This window comes from Aquimarina sp. AU474, assembly GCF_900312815.1.
Taxonomy (GTDB): Bacteria; Bacteroidota; Bacteroidia; order Flavobacteriales; family Flavobacteriaceae; genus Aquimarina.
The window spans coordinates 411,446-435,736 of the sequence record NZ_OMPE01000009.1; the positions used below are offsets into that span (position 1 = coordinate 411,446).

Below are 24,291 nucleotides of genomic sequence, written 5' to 3' on the forward strand. Positions count from 1 at the left end.
TTACTTTTGTTGCAAATGTTTTTCGACCGAATGGATAAAATCGTACCTTTTAAAATCATCTATGGTTAGTATATCTAAGTGGAATATTGCTCTTTTTAAGCATCAAATAATCTTCATCAAACAATTCTGCAATGCTTGTTTTTTCAAAACACTCATCCAATTGTTTCGAGGTTCTTACGCCAATAACTGCAGAACTCAATGCCCCATTTTTTAATATATATTGTATCGCCGTTTGCCCAATATTTCTTTCTTTGCCTGATACCTCTTTTAGCACTTTAATTGTATTTTTAACTTCCGTCACAGAATACCCTAAATAATCTATTGCTGGTTTCCCGGCCAATAAGCCTTTAGCCAAAGTTCCTCTAGCCAACACACCAATATTGTTTTTTTCAAGCAAGCCTAAACTTTCTTCTTCAGGTCTTCGATCTAATAGACTATATTGCATCATTACACTAACGATACTAGATCGTTTTACATATTCTTGTATCACATTGGGTCGTATTGATGAAATTCCGTAATATCTTATTTTACCTTGTTTTTGCAAGGTTTCGAAAGCATCAATAATTTCATCTATAGGGTCATCAATAGTACCGCCATGTAGTTGATATAAATCAATATAGTCAGTTTGCAAACGAGTTAAGCTTTCATCAACTGCTTTAAGAACATAAGTTTTTCTTGGATTCCAGTCCCATCCATTTCCATCTTTTCGCCATTGATTCCCAACCTTGGTAGCAATAATAACATCTTTTCTATGATCTTTTAGTGCTTGTCCTATGAGCAGTTCATTTTGGCCTTTTTCATAAAGATCTGCAGTATCAAAAAGATTAATACCGTAATCTATGACTTTGTGAATTAGCTTTACCGATGTTATAGTGTTCTCTTTTAAAGACATTCCTCCTAGAGATATTTCACTAACATTCAGCTTGGATTTACCTAATCGACGATACTTCATGAATATAACTTTAATTTTACTTAAAGATATAATCAAAAATGATAAAAGGCATCTTCTAGATGTTCAATTTTGGTTCCTGCTTTGTTTCGTATAATTGCAACGATATCAAACCTTACCTCGGCATCCAAATCATGTTCGGTAATATAATGATCAATTGCCTTTACCAAAGATTGGATTTGCTTGGGTTTTACAAAATCCTGTGGATTACCAAAATCAGGAGTACTACGAGTTTTTACTTCAACCACAACGATAACATTTTTAATTTTGGCAATAATATCGACTTCAGATTTAAGATATCGATAATTTTTTTCTAAAACTTGATACCCTTTATCTATCAAAAACTTAATAGCAATTTCTTCTCCTTTTCTACCCAGTGCATTATGTTCGGCCATTATTGAATGTACTTAAATATCACTTCATTTTTTTTCACTTTTAAAGAAATTTCAGCTCCTAAAATAAGAGCTCTGTTATCTTCAATATGTCCCATTGGAAATTTAAACACAACAGGAAAATCGTATTCCTTCACAATATCCAAAATAATTTGTTTGGGCTTTTTTCCAAAAGAAATATTGTTATCATGCATTTTATTCATTCCGCCAACAATTAATCCTGATAACTTCTCAAAATATCCATTTCTTTTTAAATTTTGAAGCATTCGATCTATATGATATAAATATTCATCTAAGTCTTCAATACATAAAATTTTACCTGTAGTATCCATAGCAGAGGATGATCCACATAATGAATATAATATAGACAAATTACCTCCAACTAATTGCCCCGTTGTGTCTCCCAAAATATTTTTCTTAGAAGAAGAAACAATGTATCCTGTATTCTTTCCAAAAAGTGTTTCTTTTAACGAGTTTATTGCAGTTTGTGTACCTCTATGAAAATCAACTGGCATAGCGGCATGCATTGTCGCAATCCCCAAATTATGAATATGAGAATGTAATACCGTAATATCAGAATATCCGATAATCCATTTTGGATTTTTGGAAAAATTCGAAAAATCAAGTTGATCAATAATTCTTACCGTACCATACCCTCCTCTTGCACACCAGATAGCCTTTATATCTTGATTATCCAACATGTTTTGAAAATCCGCTCTTCTTATTTCATCAGATCCGGCAAATTGATGTTCTTCAACCTCTATTGTTGAACCTATTACAGGTTCTAATCCCCATTTTTTTATAATAGCTAAAGATTCTCTAATCTCTCTTACATCAATCTTTCTGGCTGTAGATACTATAGCAATTTTATCCCCTTTCTTAATAAAATCAGGTGTAAACATGTATTAAAATTTCGAATTACAGATACTAATTAACAAATACTTTCGTTATAATCTATTATATTGTGTTGAATTTGTCCCTCAACTTTACTAACAAACCTTATGCCTATGATATCTGATACTTCGTGTAATTTAGATTCTTTAGATGTTTATGTACCTTCTCCTGAAAACCCATGGAATGTTACTAAAATAAATCATTTATTTCGTCGAGCTGGTTTTGGAGCTTCCAAAGCCGAAGTTTTAGCAGCTCTTACCCAAAACGATCCTTCTGCTTTAGTTGATACTCTTATAGATAATGCAGTTGCCCTAAATGCAACTCCACCGCCACTCTGGGGATTCTGGAATCGAGATCAATTTGAAGCTGCCGAAATGGCCAATGAAGACAATACCCTTGGATTTTACCGTAGAGAAGGAAAAAATCAAATGGTAAACGATATGGTTCAAAATAAAGTACGCGAACGTCTTACTTTATTCTGGAGTAATCATTTCGTTACCGAAGATGATACGTATAGAAGCCCAGCCTATCAATCACAATATTATAATCTCTTGCAAATACATGCATTAGGCAATTTAAGAGATTTTGTATATGATATTGGTATTTCTAATGCAATGCTAGCATATCTTAACGGTGATGAAAATGTTAGAGATAGACCTAATGAAAATTATGCTCGAGAATTATACGAACTGTTTACCTTAGGTGTAGACAATGGATATACCGAAGATGATATACAAGAAACAGCAAAAGCATTAACTGGTTATGTAGATACCAATGATATTCCTTGGGGTGATATTCTTTTTAATCCAGGTCAATTTAGTAATGATACCAAAACCATTTTTGGGCAAACCGGAAACTGGACTTATGATGATGTTATTAATATTTTGTTTCAACAAAGAGCTACACAGGTAGCAACCTTTATATGTACTAAATTATATGCTTATTTTGTTAGCCCCACCTGTAGCGAAGCTATTGTAGCTCAAATGGCGCAAACATTTATTGATAACAATTTCGAAATTGCCCCAGTACTTCGCCAACTTTTTAAAAGTGAACACTTTTTTAATCAAGAAGCTATAGGAGCTATCATTAAAAGTCCTTGCGATTTATTGATCTGCTTTTATAACGAGCTAGGGTTTACAGCTGGAACTACAGATATTATTGACTTTATTCGTGGTACTGTAAGGGTTTTGGGACAAGACGTACTAGATCCTACCGATGTAGAAGGTTGGCAAGGTGATGAGGATTGGATTAGTCCAGATCTTTTAATCGGTCGATGGGAAAGCGCTAGATTTTTAATACAGCGAGCATGGAATGAAAATCAGCAACAATTTAGAGACTTTGTCGTAGGTTTACCAATTGGCACTAGTGTCGAAGGGAATTTAGATCCTAGTCTAAGCGGGCCAGAAGTTGATATTGTTGTCCGAGCAATTGTAAATTACTTCTTCCCAAGAGGAATAGATGATACTGTAATTTTTAATGAAATTTCGGGTGTGTTTAGGGATATTGATGCCTTTCCACCTAGTTACTACGAACCAGATGCAGTTGATCCTGCAATCTGGCGATTAGATCGTGCCGAAGTGTCCGAACAGTTTTTTGCACTTCTAAACTATATTGTAGACATCCCTGAATTTCAACTTAAATAAAAATTGCTATGTGCGAAACGAATCACAACCAAAAAATAAAATTAGACAAAGACGGTAACTGTAATACAGACGACCATAAAAAATGGAATAGAAGATCCTTTGTACAAGCATTAGGTTTAGCCGGTGGAGGATCTATGATGTTAGCAAATACACCGCTTTCTGTTTCTAGACCATCTCCCTTATCAATGGCCCTTAGCCAATCTGCCGATGTTAATGACAACATCCTGATTCTAGTACGATTACAAGGAGGTAATGATGGATTTAATACCATTATTCCTGTTTATGACTATGATGTATATGCTAATGCTAGACCATTGATACGCATCCCTCCTAGTGAATTTATCTCACTAGATGATGATTTTGCCATGCCCAAGCCTATGAATAAATTAGAAGGTGTATGGGGTGATGGTAAAATGAAGGTAGTGCAAGGTGTAGGGTATGACAATTCATCTTTATCCCATTTTAAGGGGTCAGATATTTATGCCAATACAAATCTTCTTGAAGACGACCGTACAGGATTTATGGGGAGATATTTTGGCGAAATTTATCCTGATTATTTCAATTCCCCACCACCAAGCCCGCCTTCTATACAGATCGGAAGTATCGGGAATTTAATTTTTAAAGGTCCGGATAGTGATTACTCTTTTGCGGTTTCTGATCCAAGAAGGTTACTACAGATTATTGAAAACGAAACATTCTATAATCTAGACGGTGTTGATGAAAATTGTACTTATGGAGATCGATTAAGATTTTTAAGAGAAGCTACGAATACTACTTTTAATTATGCAGAGGTAATTAGTGCCGCGTATGAAAGGTCTACAGATTTTGGAGGATATCTTGATGATAGCTTAGGAAGACAATTTAGTATTATTTCAAGATTAATTAAAGGTGGTTTAGGTACCAAAGTGTATCTAGTAACTCTAGGTGGATTTGATACCCATAATAATCAAATCCAACGTCATCAACAATTACTTACATCATTCTCTGAAGCTATTAGTAATTTCTATACAGATCTTACTGCTGCAGGGTGGGATGATAAAGTACTTTCTATGACCACATCAGAGTTTGGAAGACGATTTAGAGAGAATGGATCTTTAGGAACCGATCACGGTACGGCGGCGCCAACCATGTTTTTTGGCACGGCTCTTAATGGTAATGGTTTTGTAGGTGAACATCCTGATTTAAATAATCTTACTCGAGGTGGAAACGTTACAAACACTATGGATTTTAGACAGGTCTATGCAACCGTAATGAAAGATTGGTTATGTATTGACCAGACTAGAGTAGGAAGAGTACTACTGGGCGAAGATTTTGAATCCCTTGATCTAGGATTTAACTGTTCCGGTACAAATCCGAATATCCCTACCGATGGAGAAAATCTAACACATATACCTACTTATAGCGATAGTCAAACGTTTATTAATATAGTAAGCCCACAGACTACGCATATCGAGGTTTGTTTATATAACGTCATAGGTCAAAAAGTAGCCACTTTGGCTAATGAAATGCTAATGGAAGGTGTAGATATGGTGATTAATGTAAAAGAATCTGCTGCTACCAGATTAAGCACTGGTCCTTATGTATATCAAATTCAAACCAATAACGGTAATTTTAGTAAGTCTATTGTAATATCATAACAATACAGATATAATCCCGCCAGAATTCTGCAAAATAATTGAAGAGTCTGGCGGGTATTTTTTGTAGCTGTTTTTATTACCTTTGTGCCTTATTTTTAAGTTATGAGCACAAAGGGGAGATACACAATTACAGCAGCTTTACCATATACTAACGGACCTATTCATATAGGCCACCTGGCCGGGGTTTATGTTCCTGCAGATATTTATTCACGATACTTACGAATTACTGGCAATGATGTTGCTTTTATTTGTGGTAGTGATGAACATGGTGCTGCAATTCCTATGCGAGCTAAAAAGGAAGGTGTTTCTCCACAAGTTATTATTGATAAGTACCATACAATTATCAAAAAATCTTTTGAAGATTTTGGTATTTCTTTTAATAATTACTCTAGAACTTCTGCTCCTATCCATCATGAAACGGCTTCTGAATTTTTTAAAAAAATGTATGAAGATGGTAAGTTCCTTGAAGAAATATCAGAACAATTATATGATCCTGAGGCCAAACAGTTTTTGGCTGATCGTTTTGTAACCGGAACCTGCCCCAGATGTGGTAATGAAGAAGCATATGGCGATCAATGCGAAAATTGCGGAAGCTCTCTTAATGCAACAGATCTTATTCATCCTAAATCAACAATTTCTGGCGCAAAACCAATATTAAAAGAAACTAAACATTGGTTCTTACCTCTGGATCAATATGAAGATTTCTTAAGAGAATGGGTTTTAAAAGGACATAAAAAAGATTGGAAAACCAACGTATATGGCCAAATTAAATCCTGGGTAGATGATGGCCTTAGACCAAGGGCAGTAACAAGAGATTTGGACTGGGGTATTCCTGTTCCTGTCGAGGGAGCCGAAGGCAAAGTATTATATGTGTGGTTTGATGCTCCTATTGGATATATATCCTCAACCAAAGAATGGGCAGCACAAGAAGGAAAAGATTGGGAACCTTACTGGAAAGACAAAGATACTAAGCTTGTGCATTTTATAGGAAAAGATAATATTGTTTTTCACTGTATTATCTTTCCGAGTATGCTAAAAGCCGAAGGCAGCTATGTGCTTCCAGAAAATGTACCTGCCAATGAGTTTTTAAATCTAGAAGGAAACAAATTATCGACTTCAAAAAATTGGGCTGTATGGCTACATGAATACCTTGAAGAATTTCCGGATAAGCAAGATGTATTGCGCTATGTGCTCACAGCCAATGCTCCAGAAACCAAGGATAACGATTTTACATGGAAAGATTATCAAGCACGTAATAATAACGAATTAGTAGCCATATTTGGTAACTTTATCAATCGTGTAGTAGTACTTACTCACAAGTATTATAATGGTATTGTACCCACTCCTTCTTCTTTATCTAAGATTGATGAACAAACATTGAAAGAGCTAAAGGCTTATCCAACTGTGATCTCAAGTTCTATAGAGCGTTATCGATTTAGAGAAGCTAGTCAGGAGTTAATGAATGTAGCGCGATTAGGAAATAAATACCTAGCAGACGAAGAACCCTGGAAACTTATTAAAACCGATGAAGAGCGCACCAAAACCGTAATGTATGTTGCTTTGCAAATTGCTACTGCTCTTGCCACTTTATCCGAACCATTTTTACCATTTACTTCTAATAAATTAAAAAATATACTCGCTATCACATCTGATGATCTTGACACAAATTGGAACGAAGTTTCAACAAAAGAGGTTTTGCTTCCTGCTGGACATCAAATTGAAAAAGGTGAACTATTATTCTCTAAAGTAGAAAATGATCAGATACAAAAACAATTAGATAAATTAGAAGCTACCAAAAAGGCAAATCAAGCCGAAAACAAAACGATAGAGCCACAAAAAGACACTGCTACTTTTGAAGATTTCACCAAACTTGATATGCGTATTGGTACTATTGTAGAAGCCGAAAAAATGCCGAAAGCTAAGAAGTTATTAGTGCTGAAAGTAGATACTGGAATAAACACCCGAACAATTGTTTCTGGTATTGCAGAACATTTTACTCCCGAAGAAATAGTAGGTAAAAAAGTTACGGTACTTGTTAACCTTGCTCCTAGAAAATTACGTGGTGTAGAAAGTGAAGGAATGATTCTAATGACAGAAAATACTGAAGGTAAAATCGTATTTTTAAATCCTGATGAAGACGGTGTTAATCCAGGAGCTACTGTGAATTAATGAAAATTAATTTGAAATAAGTTTTCGCAAAAGAACTATTTAACTACTTTGAACTCTCTTCTATATCTTTTCTAAGATCTAATTTTCTAAAGGCCGGAGATACAATAGATGTGAATATAACAGTGAGTAGGGTCATGCTGCCTCCAAACACAACTGCGGTCACAGTACCCATGTATTTGGCAGTAATACCACTTTCAAATGCACCTAATTCATTTGATGAACCCACGAACATTGAGTTTACAGACGACACTCTTCCTCGCATATGATCCGGAGTTTTGAGTTGTAGTATCGTTTGTCTAATCACCATAGAAATACCATCTGTTATACCGCTAAAAAACAAAGCCATTACCGACACCCAAAAAATTGATGAAAGGCCAAAGACAATTATACATAATCCAAATCCAAAAACTGCAATTAATAGTTTTATCCCTGCTTTTTTGCTAATCGGAAAGTAAGCTGTTGTGAACATGATAATAAACGCTCCTACTGCTGGAGCAGCACGAAGTATACCAAATCCTTGTGGTCCTACTTTAAGGATATCCTGTGCAAAAATGGGTAGTAAAGCTATAGCACCTCCAAAAAGAACAGCTATCATATCCAAAGTAAGTGCTCCTAAAACTGCTTTGGTTTTAAAAACAAACTTGATTCCCTCTTTCAAACTCTGCAAAACTGGCTCTCCAATATTTGGATTCATTATTGGTTTTTTAGGAATCTTAAAAAGACATATAAAAGCCAAAGCTGCCCAACCCACAATTACTAACATTGACCAATGTACATCCATTAAATTAATAGCAAAACCTGCCAAAGCAGGGCCTGCTACAGCGCCAATTTGCCAAGTAGAACTGCTCCATGTAGCTGCGTTTGGATATATCTTTTTGGGAACCAATAATGCCAACAATGAAAATATGGTAGGTCCTAAAAAAGCGCGAACAATGCCTCCTAAAAATACTAAACCATAAATCCCATACAAAACCATACTTTGAGAAAAAGACTCCATCGTACTGGGCAATGTTAATACAAACAGTCCCATACTAATACTTAAAAAAGCAAAAACACATATCGTAAGTAATTTTTTCTTTTCTTTTTGATCTACGATATGGCCAGCAAACAAAGCCAAAGATACGGCAGGAATTACCTCCATTAACCCAATTAACCCAAGTGAAAGAGGATCTTTGGTAAGACTATATACTTGCCATTCAATTACAATAAATTGCATGGTCCACGCCATTACCAAAGAAAAACGAATACATAAAAAAATAGTAAATTCTTTATATCTTAAGGCTGAATACGGGTCATTTTTCATTAAAAAAGTACAGCTAAATTCTAAACAAAGATATTGGTATTAGATCAAAAATCCTTAAAATACCACACCTATATATTGAACAATACTTGAAATATTTTTGCACAAAATTTTGTGATTTTTGAAATCAATATAAAATCAAAAAAGATGGTATCTTCGTTTAGTATATCAATCATTTGTCAATAGTTCATGCTTAAAATAGCATATCATCCTATCTACACACACCCTTTACCAGAAAAGCATCGTTTTCCGATGATAAAATATGAATTATTGCCTCAGCAACTTCTACACGAAGGAACATGTGTAAAAGAGAATTTTTTTGCACCAAAGACTCCTAATTCTGATTGTATACTAGCCGTACACTCCAAAACATATTATAAGGATTTAATTGACCAGTCCCTTAGTTCGAAAGCCGTTAGAAAAATTGGTTTTCCATTATCAAAAGAACTGATCGACCGAGAAGTGATCATTGCAGATGGCACAATCAAGGCTTCAGAATATGCGTTGCAATATGGCATCGCTATGAACATAGCTGGAGGTACACATCACGCATATACCGATCGCGGTGAAGCGTTCTGTTTGCTTAATGACCAAGCAATCGGTGCGAAGTATCTATTAGATCAACAATTATCTAAAAAAATACTAATTGTCGATCTAGATGTGCATCAAGGTAATGGTACCGCCGAAATTTTTGAAAACAATCAAAACGTTTTTACCTTTTCAATGCACGGTGCTAAAAATTACCCTTTTAAGAAAGAAAAATCGGATTTGGATATAGATCTCCCTAACCAGACCGAAGATATTGAGTATTTACAGATACTTAAAGCTACGCTACCAAAGCTTATCAAAGAACAACAACCGGATTTTATATATTATCTATGTGGTGTTGATATTCTTGCCACAGACAAGTTAGGTAAACTAAGTTGTACTATAAAAGGTTGTGCAGAACGAGATCGATTTGTACTACAAACTTGTAAAGATTTAAGTATACCTGTGATGTGCTCTATGGGCGGTGGCTATTCTCCTAACATTAAAACAATTGTAGAGGCTCATGCCAATACATTTAGAATTGCGCAAGACATTTTCTTCTAGCCATTTTCTTCTAGCCATTTTGAATAATCGTTTGTAAACGAATATTTATTGTATCTTTCTTAGCGCTAAATTGTTAGTCACACGATGTATACCTGGATAATGAAAATGGTTCTAATAATGCGTTCGAGTGTAATTATAAAAAATAACTAATGGCAAAAGAATGCCCTGTTTGTGGAGATAAGATTATTGGCCGTGTAGATAAAAAGTTTTGCAGTGATTATTGCCGTAATGCATTTAATAACCAATTAAATAAAGACAGCAAAAATCTAGTTCGAAATATCAATAATCGATTGCGTAAAAATTATAGAATTTTAGAAGCATTAAATCCCAATAATAAAACAAAAACTACGAGAACAAAATTGATTGCTAAAGGTTTTGATTTTCAACACTTCACAAGTATTTATACTACTAAAGCAGGGACTATTTATTATTTTGTATATGATCAAGGCTATCTTCCTTTAGAAAATGAATTTTACGCTTTGGTCAAAAGAAACAGTTGATATGACTATAGCACAATATTTCTTAATTAGTACAAACGGTATTATACTTTTAGGAGTAATTGGTGCGATCATCACTCTTATTATTTTAGCCTATTATTACAATGCTAAAAACAAAATTAAAAGAAAACTAAAAAAGTACCCAACCAAAGCCATATCATTATGCAAAGAGAATGAATATGTTAAGATTACGGGCAAAGCATATCCTATAAAAGAACCTTTACTCTCTCCGTTTGGAAAAACTGAATGTGTATACTATCGAGTAGAAGTTCAACGGCAAAAAAGTGATGGAGAAGGTGCCAGTTACTGGAAAACAATATTCAAAGATGAAAAAGCCCAGGACTTTATTATCGAAGCTAATCAAGAAAAAGCTATTGTTAACGGAGATAGTAATAAATTCAAAAAACTTCTATATATCACACAAGAAGTTAAACATACATCGGGCACTTTTAAAGACCCTCCAAAATTTATTGATAATTATTTAAAATCATGTGGTAAAAAAACAACTAACCTATTAGGCTTTAATAAATCTCTTAGGTATGTAGAAGGAGTTATAGAAATTGGAGAAAATATCACATTGATGGGTATAGCTCATTGGAAAGAGTCTGATCATAATTTTGATCGGTACTCTTCCAAAAACTTATTTATATCTGGGGATAAGACTAACAAATTGATAATTACTGATGATCAAAAAATGGTTGATCAGAAATAGATGAAAATCTTATCGATCTCTCCAGTTCTGGCTATTTAATTTTAATGCGGCTTTCATCACATCTTTTTGACTAATCTGACCTACTAATTTTCCATCTTCAATAATTGGAAAACGTCTCCTTTTTGTTTGCAAAAACTTATTAGCCGCATCAAAAATATTGAGGTTTCCATCGATTGTTTCTACATTTTTAGCCATGAACTTATCTACCTTTGCATCTTCAATTGGCATATTGTAATAACGACTTTCATTTAATTGTTTGATACAATCTCCTTCAGAGATAATACCTAACAATGTATTGTTGTCATCTACAACAGGTCCTCCTGATATTTTATGCTTCACCAAAGTTTCGATTACCTCCATTACTGATTGATTTGGATTAAATGTAATCAAATCTCTAGTCATATAATCTGAAACTTTTATTGGGGTTTCGTCCTGCTTTTTTACCTTAGAACGCGCCCCTTGAAAACTGATTATTCCCATAATGTTTAGTGATTTAGTGAATCTTAAATATAGTGATTTTCAAAAACTTAATCAAGAATCCTATCATTTTTACAAATTTCGAAGGCCATTTTTATCATACTCATAATTATTTCTTTTTAATCTAAGAATTCTTCTATGATCATGAGGATATTTCTCTTTTTACTTGATAACAGTACAATAATTGTGGCTAATTTCTTACCTTTAGCTAAACCAATACACAAATGCGAAAATTTTCTTCTTTCATCACATTTCTACTCCTACTTGTTTCCATATTTTACACATTCTACAGCAGCAAATCACACACTATTACTGGTCTAGACACTCCTAGCCAGGAATTTTCTACACTTAGGGCTCTTGAACATGTGAAAAACATTGCCAAAGAACCTCACTTTTTGGGTAGTGCTGGTCACGAAGAAGCAAAAACATACATTGTTAATGAATTAAGAAAAATGGGGTTGCAACCTGAAATACAACAGGGATACTCTGTCGGTAAATCTGGGAATTGTAGTTATCCGCAAAACATATTAGCCAAAATTAAAGGTAGTGGTAACGGAAAAGCCTTGTTACTGATGTCTCATTATGATAGCTCGCAACATTCTTCTTTTGGGGCAAGTGATGCCGCAAGTGGGGTGGCAACCATACTAGAAGGTGTAAGAGCATATGTTGCTTCTAACAAAACTCCGAAAAATGATATTCTTATTTGTATTACTGATGGTGAAGAACTTGGACTTAATGGTGCAGATCTATTTGTAAAAAAACATCCTTGGGCCAAAAACATAGGAGTAACTCTTAATTTTGAAGCAAGAGGAAGTGGTGGTGATTCGTATATGCTTATTGAAACCAATGGGAAAAATGGGAAAATGATGGACGCGTTCTCTAATGCTGGAGTACGCTACCCTACTACCAATTCTTTGGCCTATAGCATCTATAAAATGTTACCCAATGATACAGATCTCACAGTTTTAAGGGAACAAGGAGATATCGAAGGTTTCAATTTTGCTTTTATAGGAGATCATTTTGATTATCACACGGCAAATGATACTTGGGAAAACTTAGATCTGAGTACACTACAACACCAAGGAAACTATTTGATGCCATTACTCTCTTATTTATCCGAGACAGATATTAACAACCTTAAATCTGATAAGGATTATATTTATTTTAATATCCCAATTTTTAAACTTCTCAAATATCCTTTTAGTTGGATATATGTATTATTAATTATTGCGATCGTACTGTTTATAGGTATGATTTTTTATGGAAAAACGGCCTATCGAATTGATTTTAAAGAAGTATTGCGAGGTTTTGGTGCACTTTTTATAGCAATGATCGTTGCCGGTCTATTAACTTTTGGTATCTGGGAATTACTGAAAATCATCTATCCGCAATACGGAGAAATTCAACATGGTTTTACATATAATGGTTATATATACATTGCTGTTTTTGTTTCCTTATCCGTAGCAATATGCTTTAAGGTCTACGCTAAATTTAGCAAAGCCGAGAATTTACCTAGTCTCATGATTGCTCCTTTATTTATGTGGATTGTTCTTTCAACTTTAGCTGCGCTATATCTCAAAGGAGCTAGTTATTTTGTTATTGTGGTATTATTTGGTCTCATATCCTTGTTCATCCTTATACGACAAAAAAAACCTAACCCTTTTTTAATGATTGCATTGTCTTTGCCAGCAATCTTTATTCTTGCACCATTAATTGCAATGTTTCCTGTCGCATTGGGACTTAAAATTCTTTTCGTTTCTGCAGTTTTATCTGTTTTATTATTTGGAGCATTATTACCAGTTGTAGGGTTTTATAAGAGAAAAAAGTTAGTTGGAAACTTAGTACTTGTATTGTCTTTAGTGTTTTTAATTGTGGCACATATGAAATCTGATTTCACAACAGAAAGACAAAAACCAAATAGCCTCGTATACATATTAGATACCGATCAAAATAAAGCCGTCTGGGCCACTTATGATAACGTATTAGATACATGGACAGAGAACTATATCAAACCCGAAGAGAATATCGCAGATGCTTATAATGCTAATGCTTTGCAAAGCAAATATGGTAGATCATTTACCTATGCTAATCAAGCTGCTATTAAAGGCATAAGACAATCAAAATTTGATATTAGTAAAGATACTATAATCGGTAATCAACGATATCTAGATTTGTGTATTGCGCCACAAAGAGACATTCATAGAGTAGATGTATATACAAAAACATTGTTTAATTTTGATGCATTACAAGTAAACGGAGATTCTGCTGTGGATTTTACATATTCTAATGGCAATACTTATAACGCGCATACCAAAAGATGGCAACAACGCTTACTCACGTACTATGTGAGTAAAAATACTCCTTTAGAATTAAAAATGAAGTTTAATAAAGATTCATTACCCCAATTTGTGATTTACGAATCTTCTTATGATTTACTTAGCAATTCTAATTTTTCTATCCCTGCTAGAGATGGAGATATGATGCCAAAGCCTTTTTTATTAAACGATGCAGTAATTATAAAAAAGAACTTTTCTATCAAAAAATATCAAGAGAAAAAAAGAGATACTGTTCAAAACGTCGAAAATGAATCGAATGAAACACAAGTAATACATGAATCCACAAATTAGTATTCTAGGGACCGGATGGCTAGGATTGCCTTTATCCCAAAATTTGATTGGCAAAAATTATGTTGTAAAAGGTTCGACTACTTCTCAAGATAAATTAAGCATCCTAAAAGACAAAGGTATTTTGGCATACTCCATTGCATTAAATGAACAAGGGCCAAAAGGCGATATTACTTCTTTTTTGGATGGGAGTATTATACTTATTATCAATATCCCTCCTGGACTAAGACGAAACCCAGAAACAAACTATGTTGCAAAAATCAAAAATCTGATACCACATATAGCACAATCGACTATAGAAAAAGTGCTTTTCGTGAGCTCTACGTCGGTTTTTGCAGATCAAGAAGAGTTTCCTTTGATTTCTCAAGAAACAGCACCAAACGCTTCTTCTAATGCCGGGAAACAGCTAATTGAAGTTGAAAAACTATTACAAAACAGTACGAAGTTTAAAACTACCATTCTTAGGTTCGCAGGTTTATTCGATTCGAGAAGGCATCCAGCACGAATGCTTTCAAAAAGAAAAAACATCAAAAACCCCAAAGCACCTGTAAATCTTATACATAGAGAAGATTGTATTGGTGTTATTGAAAAAATCATCGAAACTGATAGTTGGAATTCTGTTTTTAACGCCTCATATCCAGATCATCCCCAAAAAGCATTGTATTATACCAAAGTTTGTGAACAAATGGGATTACCAAAACCTGATTATAATCTTGATACAGTTTCTAAAGGCAAGGTGATTGATTCTGAAAACATTACTAAAACAATAGATTACGCATTTAAAATTAAACTTTAAAAACCACTCCAATAAAACCTGGAGTGGTCTATAATATGTCCAAAATAATGCTAACTAAGAATTAACTCGAAATTGAACTATTCTCGATACAATCCTCGAAATAGTACACCTCTCTAGAATAAAAAATCCAAATCTATTACAGATCTGGATTTGAAAGTATTTAAATAAAAATCAGACAACTTTATTCATTGTTAGAATTTCTAAAAAAATCACAATTTTTTTCTAGGAGGTCTAATTCTCTGACTCCTGCACAGTATAATTTGGATGACCTACTTGCCAAAAAACAAAAGAGGGATTAACTCTAAAAAAAAAAGAATTTATAAGAAGTAAATAAAATTAATTATTCTACAAGAATACTCCGTACTACTACATCACTATTGGTTTGTATTTTTATGAAATAAATTCCTGATTTATACCCTTTAGTATCTATATTATTAACTCCTTTATTTTTTTGACAAATAACCTGTCCATTTAAATTATAAATGGTAACGCTCTGCATTTTTTCTCCATTTGAAATATACAATGTATTACCACTATTGATTGGATTGGGATATGCTACAAAATTTAATCCGTTATTTTCTTTTATAGACTGGTTTATATAACTCGATCTAGGAATTAGGAGCAATCCAGAACATTTTTTTACCCATTTGGACCATGCACCCTCGTTACCCTCAATTATGGCTCTTACTCTCCATGCAAATAATGAGTTCAATGCTGGGATCCCAACGTTAAGAGTATTTTGAGCTGCAGATACGTTATACGAATTGGTAACACCGCTCGAAGTTACTTCTACCTGATATCCATCTGCTCTTCTTATACCTTGCCATCTCAGTTGCATCTTTCTTTCAATAATACCACAACTAATTATTATTGGCGAAGGCAATAGTGTTTGTGGGCAAGACACATCGTTATAACTAGCTGTAAGGTCTTTATACCAAGAGCCTTGAGTATTAGCATAGGTAACATCATCAACCAATATACATTCAAGATCAATATTGGTTACAGCAGACATATAGGCAAGGTTAATATTATTACCATTTTTAATGTTTAAAGCTTCTAGATTATTGTTTTCGCATTCTAAAAAAAACAAAAGAGTATTGTTACTCAAATTCAAATTTGTTAATTGATTATAGGAACAAACCAATGTGGCTAAAGCAAGGTTATTACTTAAATCTAAATTTGTTAATTGATTATAATGACAACCCAATGTAACTAAAACAGGATTGTTACTTACATCTATACTTGTTAATTGATTATTTCTACAATTTAAAGTTTCTAAAGCAATATTAGCATTAAGATCTAGTGTAACTAGATTATTGGATCTACAAACTAAATAAATAAGATTGGTATTTTGACTTACATCTAATATCGACAATTGATTATAAGAAATACTTAAATTTTCTAATTGAGTGTTTTGACTTACATCTATAGCAGACAACTGATTTGATTCAAGATCCAACAATTTCAATTGTATATTTTGACTTATATCTATTGTTGATAATTGATTGTTAGACATCCATAAATTTTCTAATTGAATGTTTTGACTTACATCTAATACGGATATCTGGTTATTAATTGCAATAACAGTTTTCAATTGTGTATTCTCTGTAAGTTCGAGTACGGTAAGGTTGTTTTCGCCACAATGAAGTGTTTCTAAGTTAATAAATGCTTCTATTCCCGTAAGATCATTGATGTTTTTTTCAAAAACGCTTAAATTTGTTACAGGCAACGCATCTGCTCTACAAATTGTACCATTTAACTGTCCATCGGTATCGATATTTTGATCCAATAGTGCCTGTTCAAAATTAGAGTCAGGGATCGCTACTAAATCGCACTCTATTTCTTCGGCTTGGAAAATAAAAACTTTACCCAATCTTATTGTAGGGTCACTGGTATTGTATCTGGATTGTGCTATCAAAAGATGGTTGCCAGCGATACTTACAGCATTGGCAGTTCCTATATTAGTATTATCTGTTGCAATCAATTTTTGTTTTGGCACCCATGTACCACTGGCAGATTTTGTAAAGACATAGGATCCAATCAAAATATAGTCGTTAGAAACGTCTACCGATAAACCAAAATAGGGCTCGTTCTGTCCACCATTATCAAAGGCAATTAAATCCTGCGTAAGCACCCATGTACCTGAGCTAGTAAGAGTATACACATAAGCTATTCCATCAGGGTTTGGGATAGAAGTACTGAGTTCTCTTTTTCCCACTATTGCGATATCACCGGAAATCTTTACAGGATATCCGCCATTTGTTCCGGTAAGGCTTTCAGCAATGTCTATTTTTTGAGTTTCTTCCCAATTGCCCAGAGAATTTAATTGAAACACAAAAACACCCGTATGATCCCTAATCATCATATGATTACCAGAAACACTAATGTTAGTTCCAAAATTACCATTTACACTGGGGATAGAAGGAACTATTTTCTGAAAATACACCCAATTACCAGCGGTATTCTTTTTGTAAATATGAGCAGAACCACTTCTGTAAGTTGCTACAGAACTATCTGAGTAATGACCAATAACTAGCCAATTATCAGACAGCGCTATATACTCCTGATATCGGTGAGGAAGCAGTAAACTTCCGGTCCCTCCCGTAGATCCTCCATAACGTGGTAATTGCTGATGCAGTAGCCAATCCCCAGTACTATTTCTTTTATAAATGTAAGGGTTGCCATAGTAGTCACCTACAACAGCATAATCACCAGCGATAGCTGTTGATATTCCAAAGCCGCGATGATAATTAGCATCATCTGCAAGAAGTTTTTTGGCAAGATTATATTGACCACTACTGTCTTTTTCATAAATATAAGCAGCTCCTGCATTTTGAAAGCCCGTAATATCAGAAAATCTAGCACCAGCAATGATATAGTCTCCCGAAGAGCTTATACTCCATCCATATCGATCATCTCCCGTTTGATCCGGATTTAATAAATACTGAGTTTCGTTAAATGTTTGCGAAAAAGCGTTTATCGCCAAGAAAATAAAAAATAAAATAATTCTCATATTTAATTATAAATTGTTAATATTTATATACTTCTATTAAAGAGGTTATATCCAAATAATTATTACAATCCTGTGATCATTATTATGGTTTTGTTACCCAAGAAAATTATCTTTTTTGAAAAAAGTTTATAAACAAAAAAACCGAAGCTTTAGGCTTCGGTTTTTACTATAATATAAATTAAAAAGAGTTTATCCTTTCATACTCGCTTTTAGGTATTCACGATTCATACGTGCAATATTCTCGAGTGAAATTCCTTTAGGGCATTCGATCTCACACGCACCAGTATTGGTACAGTTACCAAAGCCTTCTTCATCCATTTGATTTACCATAGCCAAAACACGATCTGTAGCTTCTACTTGACCTTGCGGCAATAATGCAAATTGAGAAACTTTGGCAGAAGTAAATAACATTGCCGAAGCATTTTTACATGCTGCAACACATGCTCCACAACCAATACAAGTAGCAGCTGCAAATGCATCATCTGCATCATCTTTATTTACCGGGATTGCATTAGCATCAATGGTATTACCAGAAGTATTTACAGAAATATAACCTCCAGCATGTTGTATTCTATCAAATGCACTTCGATCCACCATTAAATCTTTTACCACTGGGAACGCTTTGGCTCTAAATGGTTCGATATAAATTGTATCTCCGTCATTAAATTTACGCATATGTAGTTGACACGTAGTCACCAAACGATCTGGTCCATGAGGTTCTCCATTAATCTGTAATGAACACGCACCACAAATTCCTTCTCTACAATCGTGATCAAAAACCACTGGTTCTTCTCCTTTGGATATCAATTCCTCATTTAACACGTCTAGCATTTCTAAAAAAGACATGTCTCCTTCAATTCCTTTCACTTGATAGTCAACTATCTTTCCTTGTGAGGTAGCATCTTTTTGACGCCATATTTTTAGTGTAAGATTCATAGCTTTTATTTATAAGAACGTGTTTTTAATTCAATATTTTCGAAGACCAAATCTTCTTTATGCAATTGTGCATCTTTAGGTTCACCTTTATATTCCCAAGCAGATACGTATTTAAAGTTTTTATCATCACGTAAAGCTTCTCCTTTTTGTTCTCCAGATTGCTCAACAGATTCTTCTCTAAAATGCCCTCCACAAGATTCGTTACGATCTAAAGCATCTTTGGCAAACAACTCTCCTAATTCTAAGAAATCTGCTACTCTTCCTGCTTTTTCTAACTCAGGATTCATGCTGTTAGCTGCTCCAGGAACTTTTACGTTTTTCCAGAAATCTTCTCTTAAAGTTGCAATTTCGTCTATTGCTTCTTTAAGATCTTTTTCGTTACGAGACATTCCACATTTGTTCCACATAATTTTACCTAACTTCTTATGGTAATAATCTACAGAGTGTTCTCCAGATCCACCCATCAATTTCTCGATTCGATCTTTTACATCTTTCTCAGCCTTATCAAATTCTGGCGTATCTGTAGGGATTTTTCCGGTACGAATATCATGAGATAAATAATCTCCAATGGTATATGGCAATACAAAATATCCATCTGCCAAACCTTGCATTAAGGCTGATGCCCCCAATCTATTTGCTCCATGATCAGAGAAATTAGCTTCTCCAGCAGCATAACATCCAGGGATTGTAGTTTGCAAATTATAATCTACCCAAAGACCACCCATAGTATAATGTACAGCTGGGTAAATCATCATTGGTGTTTTGTATGGATTCTCATCTACGATCTTCTCATACATCTGGAATAAATTCCCATACTTATCCTCGATCACTTTCTCTCCTAATTCGCGAATTTCGTCTGCGGTAGGATTGTGCATTCCTGAAGTAAGTGCTTTTTCTTTTCCGTATCGTTGTATTGCAGACGCAAAGTCAAGATATACAGCTTCACCAGTTTTATTTACTCCAAAACCAGCATCGCATCTTTCTTTTGCCGCTCTAGACGCTACATCTCTAGGCACCAAGTTACCAAACGCCGGGTAACGACGCTCTAAGTAGTAATCTCTTTCTTCTTCAGCTAATTGTGTTGGTTTTAATTTACCTGCACGAATAGCTTCAGAATCTTCAATTCTTTTAGGTACCCATATACGACCATCATTACGTAAAGACTCAGACATCAAAGTTAATTTTGATTGATGATCTCCCGAAACCGGAATACAAGTTGGGTGTATCTGAGTGTAACAAGGATTAGCAAAAAAAGCTCCCCTACGGTGTGCTCTCCAAGCTGCCATTACATTACTTCCCATTGCATTGGTACTTAAAAAGAATACATTTCCGTACCCTCCAGATGCCAATACTACAGCATGAGCAGAGTGACGTTCAATTTCTCCAGTAACCAGATTACGAGCAATAATTCCTCTTGCTTTACCATCTACTTTAACCAAATCCAACATTTCATGTCGGTTAAAAGCTTCTATTTTCCCTCTATTAATCTGACGATTCATAGCTGAATATGCGCCCAACAATAACTGTTGTCCTGTTTGCCCTTTGGCATAAAATGTTCTGGACACCAAAACTCCTCCAAAAGAACGGTTGTCTAGTAATCCACCGTATTCACGTGCAAAAGGTACTCCTTGAGCAACACATTGGTCGATTATATTACCCGAAACCTCTGCCAATCTATGCACATTTGCTTCTCGAGAACGATAATCTCCCCCTTTTATAGTATCATAAAAAAGACGGTAGTTAGAATCTCCATCTCCTTGATAGTTCTTTGCTGCATTAATTCCTCCTTGCGCTGCAATTGAGTGTGCACGTCGCGGAGAATCTGAATAACAAAATGTTTTTACATTATACCCAAGCTCAGCTAATGTTGCAGCTGCACTTCCTCCCGCTAATCCTGTACCAACAACAATAACATCAATGTTTCTCTTGTTTGCAGGGTTAACCAGGTTAATTGTATTTTTATGTTTTGTCCACTTATCTGCCAGTGGACCTTCAGGTATTTTAGAATCTAAAATTGACATAATAGTGGTGTTTTTAATGATTATGATTAAGATGAAGCACCAAAGCAACGATAATAAATCCAAGAGGAATTACAATCGCAAAAGCTTTAGCAAACTTTGTTGCTGCAACCGAATACTTGTTGTTAAATCCAACTGATTGAAACGACGAAGCAAATCCATGCCATAAGTGCAATGCTAAAAACACAAAAGAAACCACGTACAACCCTGTTCTTACTGGGCTCACAAATTTATGAAGCAACTCTGGGTAATAACGTGTAGGATCTTCTGGTGCAAACTCTACATATTTGTGTATCATTTCGGGAATCCAAAAATCATAAAAATGTAATCCCAAAAATGCAAGAGTAACCAATCCAGAATAAATCATATTCCTTGACATCCATGAAGCATTAGCTCCCCCGCTATATTTTGCATATTTAACTGCTCTAGCGTTTCTATTTTTAATTTCTAACACAAACCCCATTACAAAATGAAAAACTACTCCAAAAATCAGTACCGGTTGCAAAGCGAACTGCACTACCGGATTGGTGCCCATAAAATGAGATAGCTCATTAAAGACATCTGCGCTAAAGATTGAAGTAAAATTGATAGTAAAGTGTTGTAATAAGAAGAAAACTAAGAAAAGTCCTGAAAGTGCCATGGCCACTTTTCTAGCTATTGAAGATTTTATCAATCCACCCATTATTTAAAATGTTTTATTAGTTGTGAAGCAAAAATAGGGTTCAATGCCATTTTAGCCAAGCTTTAAGAAGGGTTTATTTCGTTATTTATAATGAATTAAAATAGAAATTGGATTTGTTTACCGTTTATTACGAAATCGTTTGAAATCCGAATTTAACTTTAGACAAAAAAACCTATTGTTTTTTATAAATATCCTAATTTTAGGGCATGCAAAATATCATTTCTAAACTTCCTGAGGTTTCTACCACCATATTTACAGTAATGAGCAAAATGGCTAATGAGTACAATGCCATCAATTTATCTCAAGGATTTCCCAATTTTGAAACTAATCCTGAATTGATCGACCTGGTCACCCATGCCATGAAAAAGGGATATAATCAATATGCGCCTATGCCAGGGCTACTTTCTTTAAGAGAAATCATTGCAGAAAAAACCAATACCCTTTATGAAAGTAACTATCATCCAGATACAGAAGTTACTGTAACTGCAGGAGCAACTCAAGCTATTTTCACTATCATTTCGGCTTTTATCAATCCAGGAGATGAAGTAATTATTTTTAAACCTGCCTACGATTCGTACGAACCCTCTATAGAATTATTTGGCGGAACGATTGTTCCAATTCAACTGTCTGCACCAGGTTTTACAGTAGATTGGCAAGAAGTAGCCTCAAAAATAACTTCTAAAACCAAAATGATGATTATCAATACCCCTCATAATCCTAGCGGTACAATTTTATCCAAAGAGGATATGCTTCAATTGCAAAAATTGCTTACCAATACCGATATCATTTTATTAAGTGATGAAGTATATGAACATATAGTATTTGATGACCAAGAACATCAAAGCATAGCTCGGTTTCCTGGCCTTATAGAACGATCGTTTATAACAGCTTCATTTGGCAAGACTTTTCATACTACGGGTTGGAAAATGGGATATTGTATAGCACCAAAAGAATTGATGAGAGAATTTAGAAAAGTACACCAATTTAATGTGTTTTGCACCAGTCACCCTATGCAACATGCACTTTCTGAATTTCTAAAAACACCAGATAACTATCTATCTTTACCTAATTTGTTTCAGCAAAAAAGAGATTTATTTTTATCATTAATTAAAGATTCAAAATTTATCTATACCCCTGCGGCAGGAACGTACTTTCAATTATTAAATTATACCAGAATCACTAATGAAAATGACATAACCTTTGCCGAAAAATTAACCAAAGAACATAAAATTGCATCTATTCCCGTATCTGTTTTTAATTTAAATCAACAAGATGATAAGGTGTTACGCTTTTGTTTTGCCAAAACTGATGATACATTAAAGCGAGCTGCAGAGGTTTTATGTAAGATTTAATTCAAAAATCAAATCGTAACTGTACAATCTCTACTTCTTCTTTTTCTTTCTGCTTTTTCTTGTCTTTACCCGTATTCAAATTAGAAAGAGAGATGCCGAGTAAGCGTACAGAGTTTTTCATTGTATCTTGATACAATAATTCTTTTGCAGTTTCTAGCAAAATATCTGCATCACTTACAAAATAAGGAAGTGTCTTGCTTCGGGTTTGGAGACTAAAATCACTATATCTAATTTTTAAAGTAACCGTTCTGCCAGAAACCTTGTTATTCTTTAAACGTTTTTGTAATTCTTCGGCAATACTTTCTAACCGTTCCAACATATAAATCTCTGAAGATATGTTATCACTAAAAGTACGTTCTGCTGCCAGTGATTTACGTTGGCGATTTGGTTTTACTTCGCTTAGATGAATTCCTCTTACAATTTGATAATAATGCTTTCCTGATTTGCCAAAGTTTTGCGTTAAAAACTCTTCTGATTTCGATTTCAAATCTTTACCCGTATAAATACCCATCTGGTACATCTTTGCCCGAGTTACCTTTCCTACGCCATAAAACTTTTTAACATCCAAATCTTCAAGAAACTCAACTACCTCTTCTGGGTTTACTGTTTTTTGCCCATTAGGTTTATTATAATCACTTGCCACTTTTGCAACAAACTTATTGATCGATATCCCTGCCGAAGCTGTCAAACCGACCTCTTCAAAAATTTGTTGTCTGATCTCCTTAGCAATTAATGTGGCACTAGGGTTTCCCTTTTTATTCTCGGTTACATCGAGATACGCCTCATCCAAAGACAAAGGTTCTACCAAATCGGTATAATCAAAAAAGATTTTCCTGATTTGATCCGAAATCTCTTTATATCGATCAAATCTAGGTCGAACAAAAATAAGATCTGAACATAGTTTTCTAGCTTTAAAACCAGGCATTGCAGATCGCACACCAAAAACCCTTGCTTCGTAACTTGCAGCACTTACCACACCTCGTTTTCCGCCTCCGCCAACAGCCAAAGGCTTTCCTCTAAGATCCGGGTTATCCATTTGTTCGACTGATGCATAAAATGCATCCATATCCACATGTATAATTTTTCTTTGTGCTACCTCCTCTTCCAC

Annotated in this window: 19 protein-coding genes; 9 read left to right on the top strand and 10 right to left on the bottom strand. The window is 34.4% G+C overall.

What is annotated here, in order from left to right; genetic code table 11:
• Nucleotides 1-55: 55 nt before the first annotated feature.
• The 3 genes from DK508_RS15515 to DK508_RS15525 are packed head-to-tail and all read right to left on the bottom strand — an operon-like array spanning nucleotide 56 to nucleotide 2,243.
• The gene (locus DK508_RS15515) at nucleotides 56-952 is read right to left on the bottom strand and encodes an aldo/keto reductase (protein WP_109301706.1); all 897 of its coding nucleotides are present in this window, start codon (nucleotides 950-952) and stop codon (nucleotides 56-58) included.
• A 32-nt stretch (nucleotides 953-984) separates the two neighbouring features.
• Nucleotides 985-1,344 carry a YraN family protein gene (locus DK508_RS15520; protein ID WP_109301707.1) on the bottom strand — a complete coding sequence of 120 codons (360 nt, stop codon included), beginning with the start codon at nucleotides 1,342-1,344 and terminating at the stop codon, nucleotides 985-987.
• A complete protein-coding gene (locus DK508_RS15525) occupies nucleotides 1,344-2,243 on the bottom strand; it encodes an LD-carboxypeptidase (RefSeq protein WP_109301708.1) in 900 nt (299 codons plus the stop codon). The genes DK508_RS15520 and DK508_RS15525 overlap by 1 nt, the downstream gene beginning before the upstream one ends.
• Before the next feature lie 105 nt (nucleotides 2,244-2,348).
• Between DK508_RS15525 and DK508_RS15530 the strand changes: the two genes are divergently transcribed.
• From DK508_RS15530 to metG, 3 genes are all read left to right on the top strand, one after another.
• A complete protein-coding gene (locus DK508_RS15530; RefSeq protein WP_160114738.1) occupies nucleotides 2,349-3,878 on the top strand; it encodes a DUF1800 family protein in 1,530 nt (509 codons plus the stop codon).
• 8 nt (nucleotides 3,879-3,886) lie between these two features.
• Nucleotides 3,887-5,515: a DUF1501 domain-containing protein gene (locus DK508_RS15535; protein ID WP_109301710.1), complete on the top strand. Its 1,629-nt coding sequence runs from the start codon at nucleotides 3,887-3,889 to the stop codon at nucleotides 5,513-5,515.
• 102 nt (nucleotides 5,516-5,617) lie between these two features.
• A complete protein-coding gene (gene metG, locus DK508_RS15540; protein WP_109301711.1) occupies nucleotides 5,618-7,684 on the top strand; it encodes a methionine--tRNA ligase in 2,067 nt (688 codons plus the stop codon).
• 43 nt (nucleotides 7,685-7,727) lie between these two features.
• On the opposite strand, the gene DK508_RS15545 is transcribed toward metG, so the two are convergent.
• Entirely contained in the window at nucleotides 7,728-8,987 is a 1,260-nt protein-coding gene (locus DK508_RS15545) for an MFS transporter (protein WP_109301712.1), read from the bottom strand.
• A 186-nt stretch (nucleotides 8,988-9,173) separates the two neighbouring features.
• On the opposite strand from DK508_RS15545, the gene DK508_RS15550 reads away from it, so the two are divergent.
• The 3 genes from DK508_RS15550 to DK508_RS15560 all read left to right on the top strand — a co-directional run bounded on the left by DK508_RS15550 (nucleotide 9,174) and on the right by DK508_RS15560 (nucleotide 11,285).
• A complete protein-coding gene (locus tag DK508_RS15550; RefSeq protein ID WP_109301713.1) occupies nucleotides 9,174-10,076 on the top strand; it encodes a histone deacetylase in 903 nt (300 codons plus the stop codon).
• Between the two features lie 149 nt (nucleotides 10,077-10,225).
• On the top strand, nucleotides 10,226-10,576 hold the full coding sequence (locus DK508_RS15555) for a DUF2116 family Zn-ribbon domain-containing protein (protein ID WP_109301714.1): 351 nt from the start codon (nucleotides 10,226-10,228) through the stop codon (nucleotides 10,574-10,576).
• Nucleotides 10,542-11,285: a hypothetical protein gene (locus DK508_RS15560; RefSeq protein ID WP_109301715.1), complete on the top strand. Its 744-nt coding sequence runs from the start codon at nucleotides 10,542-10,544 to the stop codon at nucleotides 11,283-11,285. Before DK508_RS15555 ends, DK508_RS15560 begins: the two co-directional genes overlap by 35 nt.
• 9 nt (nucleotides 11,286-11,294) lie before the next feature.
• On the opposite strand, the gene DK508_RS15565 is transcribed toward DK508_RS15560, so the two are convergent.
• Nucleotides 11,295-11,765 carry a CBS domain-containing protein gene (locus tag DK508_RS15565; protein WP_109301716.1) on the bottom strand — a complete coding sequence of 157 codons (471 nt, stop codon included), beginning with the start codon at nucleotides 11,763-11,765 and terminating at the stop codon, nucleotides 11,295-11,297.
• A 221-nt stretch (nucleotides 11,766-11,986) separates the two neighbouring features.
• Here DK508_RS15565 and DK508_RS15570 point away from each other — a divergent pair, with 221 nt between their 5' ends.
• Both DK508_RS15570 and DK508_RS15575 read left to right on the top strand, forming a co-directional pair.
• Nucleotides 11,987-14,389 (top strand): M28 family peptidase, encoded by a 2,403-nt coding sequence (locus DK508_RS15570; RefSeq protein WP_109301717.1) that lies wholly within the window; start codon nucleotides 11,987-11,989, stop codon nucleotides 14,387-14,389.
• Entirely contained in the window at nucleotides 14,373-15,182 is an 810-nt protein-coding gene (locus tag DK508_RS15575) for an NAD(P)H-binding protein (protein ID WP_109301718.1), read from the top strand. The genes DK508_RS15570 and DK508_RS15575 overlap by 17 nt, the downstream gene beginning before the upstream one ends.
• Nucleotides 15,183-15,522: 340 nt before the next feature.
• On the opposite strand, the gene DK508_RS15580 is transcribed toward DK508_RS15575, so the two are convergent.
• The 4 genes from DK508_RS15580 to DK508_RS15595 all read right to left on the bottom strand — a co-directional run bounded on the left by DK508_RS15580 (nucleotide 15,523) and on the right by DK508_RS15595 (nucleotide 21,831).
• A complete protein-coding gene (locus DK508_RS15580) occupies nucleotides 15,523-18,195 on the bottom strand; it encodes a T9SS type A sorting domain-containing protein (protein ID WP_109301719.1) in 2,673 nt (890 codons plus the stop codon).
• Nucleotides 18,196-18,384: 189 nt separating this feature from the next.
• Nucleotides 18,385-19,131 carry a succinate dehydrogenase/fumarate reductase iron-sulfur subunit gene (locus DK508_RS15585; RefSeq protein WP_109301720.1) on the bottom strand — a complete coding sequence of 249 codons (747 nt, stop codon included), beginning with the start codon at nucleotides 19,129-19,131 and terminating at the stop codon, nucleotides 18,385-18,387.
• 5 nt (nucleotides 19,132-19,136) lie between these two features.
• Entirely contained in the window at nucleotides 19,137-21,152 is a 2,016-nt protein-coding gene (locus DK508_RS15590) for a fumarate reductase/succinate dehydrogenase flavoprotein subunit (RefSeq protein WP_109301721.1), read from the bottom strand.
• A gap of 13 nt (nucleotides 21,153-21,165) precedes the next feature.
• Complete coding sequence (locus tag DK508_RS15595) at nucleotides 21,166-21,831, bottom strand: succinate dehydrogenase cytochrome b subunit (RefSeq protein ID WP_109301722.1); 666 nt, start codon at nucleotides 21,829-21,831, stop codon at nucleotides 21,166-21,168.
• A 206-nt stretch (nucleotides 21,832-22,037) separates the two neighbouring features.
• Between DK508_RS15595 and DK508_RS15600 the strand changes: the two genes are divergently transcribed.
• Complete coding sequence (locus DK508_RS15600; RefSeq protein ID WP_109301723.1) at nucleotides 22,038-23,183, top strand: methionine aminotransferase; 1,146 nt, start codon at nucleotides 22,038-22,040, stop codon at nucleotides 23,181-23,183.
• A 1-nt stretch (nucleotide 23,184) separates the two neighbouring features.
• Here the strand turns inward: DK508_RS15600 and dinB are convergent, their stop codons facing one another.
• Nucleotides 23,185-24,291 carry a DNA polymerase IV gene (gene dinB, locus DK508_RS15605; protein ID WP_109301724.1) on the bottom strand — a complete coding sequence of 369 codons (1,107 nt, stop codon included), beginning with the start codon at nucleotides 24,289-24,291 and terminating at the stop codon, nucleotides 23,185-23,187.

Bases quoted from the DNA above. Each gene is read 5' to 3' on its own strand.
- DK508_RS15515 (WP_109301706.1), bottom strand. From the start codon at position 952: ATGAAGTATCGTCGATTAGGTAAATCCAAGCTGAATGTTAGTGAAATA.
- DK508_RS15520 (WP_109301707.1), bottom strand. From the start codon at position 1,344: ATGGCCGAACATAATGCACTGGGTAGAAAAGGAGAAGAAATTGCTATT.
- DK508_RS15525 (WP_109301708.1), bottom strand. From the start codon at position 2,243: ATGTTTACACCTGATTTTATTAAGAAAGGGGATAAAATTGCTATAGTA.
- DK508_RS15530 (WP_160114738.1), top strand. From the start codon at position 2,349: ATGATATCTGATACTTCGTGTAATTTAGATTCTTTAGATGTTTATGTA.
- DK508_RS15535 (WP_109301710.1), top strand. From the start codon at position 3,887: ATGTGCGAAACGAATCACAACCAAAAAATAAAATTAGACAAAGACGGT.
- metG (WP_109301711.1), top strand. From the start codon at position 5,618: ATGAGCACAAAGGGGAGATACACAATTACAGCAGCTTTACCATATACT.
- DK508_RS15545 (WP_109301712.1), bottom strand. From the start codon at position 8,987: ATGAAAAATGACCCGTATTCAGCCTTAAGATATAAAGAATTTACTATT.
- DK508_RS15550 (WP_109301713.1), top strand. From the start codon at position 9,174: ATGCTTAAAATAGCATATCATCCTATCTACACACACCCTTTACCAGAA.
- DK508_RS15555 (WP_109301714.1), top strand. From the start codon at position 10,226: ATGGCAAAAGAATGCCCTGTTTGTGGAGATAAGATTATTGGCCGTGTA.
- DK508_RS15560 (WP_109301715.1), top strand. From the start codon at position 10,542: ATGAATTTTACGCTTTGGTCAAAAGAAACAGTTGATATGACTATAGCA.
- DK508_RS15565 (WP_109301716.1), bottom strand. From the start codon at position 11,765: ATGGGAATAATCAGTTTTCAAGGGGCGCGTTCTAAGGTAAAAAAGCAG.
- DK508_RS15570 (WP_109301717.1), top strand. From the start codon at position 11,987: ATGCGAAAATTTTCTTCTTTCATCACATTTCTACTCCTACTTGTTTCC.
- DK508_RS15575 (WP_109301718.1), top strand. From the start codon at position 14,373: ATGAATCCACAAATTAGTATTCTAGGGACCGGATGGCTAGGATTGCCT.
- DK508_RS15580 (WP_109301719.1), bottom strand. From the start codon at position 18,195: ATGAGAATTATTTTATTTTTTATTTTCTTGGCGATAAACGCTTTTTCG.
- DK508_RS15585 (WP_109301720.1), bottom strand. From the start codon at position 19,131: ATGAATCTTACACTAAAAATATGGCGTCAAAAAGATGCTACCTCACAA.
- DK508_RS15590 (WP_109301721.1), bottom strand. From the start codon at position 21,152: ATGTCAATTTTAGATTCTAAAATACCTGAAGGTCCACTGGCAGATAAG.
- DK508_RS15595 (WP_109301722.1), bottom strand. From the start codon at position 21,831: ATGGGTGGATTGATAAAATCTTCAATAGCTAGAAAAGTGGCCATGGCA.
- DK508_RS15600 (WP_109301723.1), top strand. From the start codon at position 22,038: ATGCAAAATATCATTTCTAAACTTCCTGAGGTTTCTACCACCATATTT.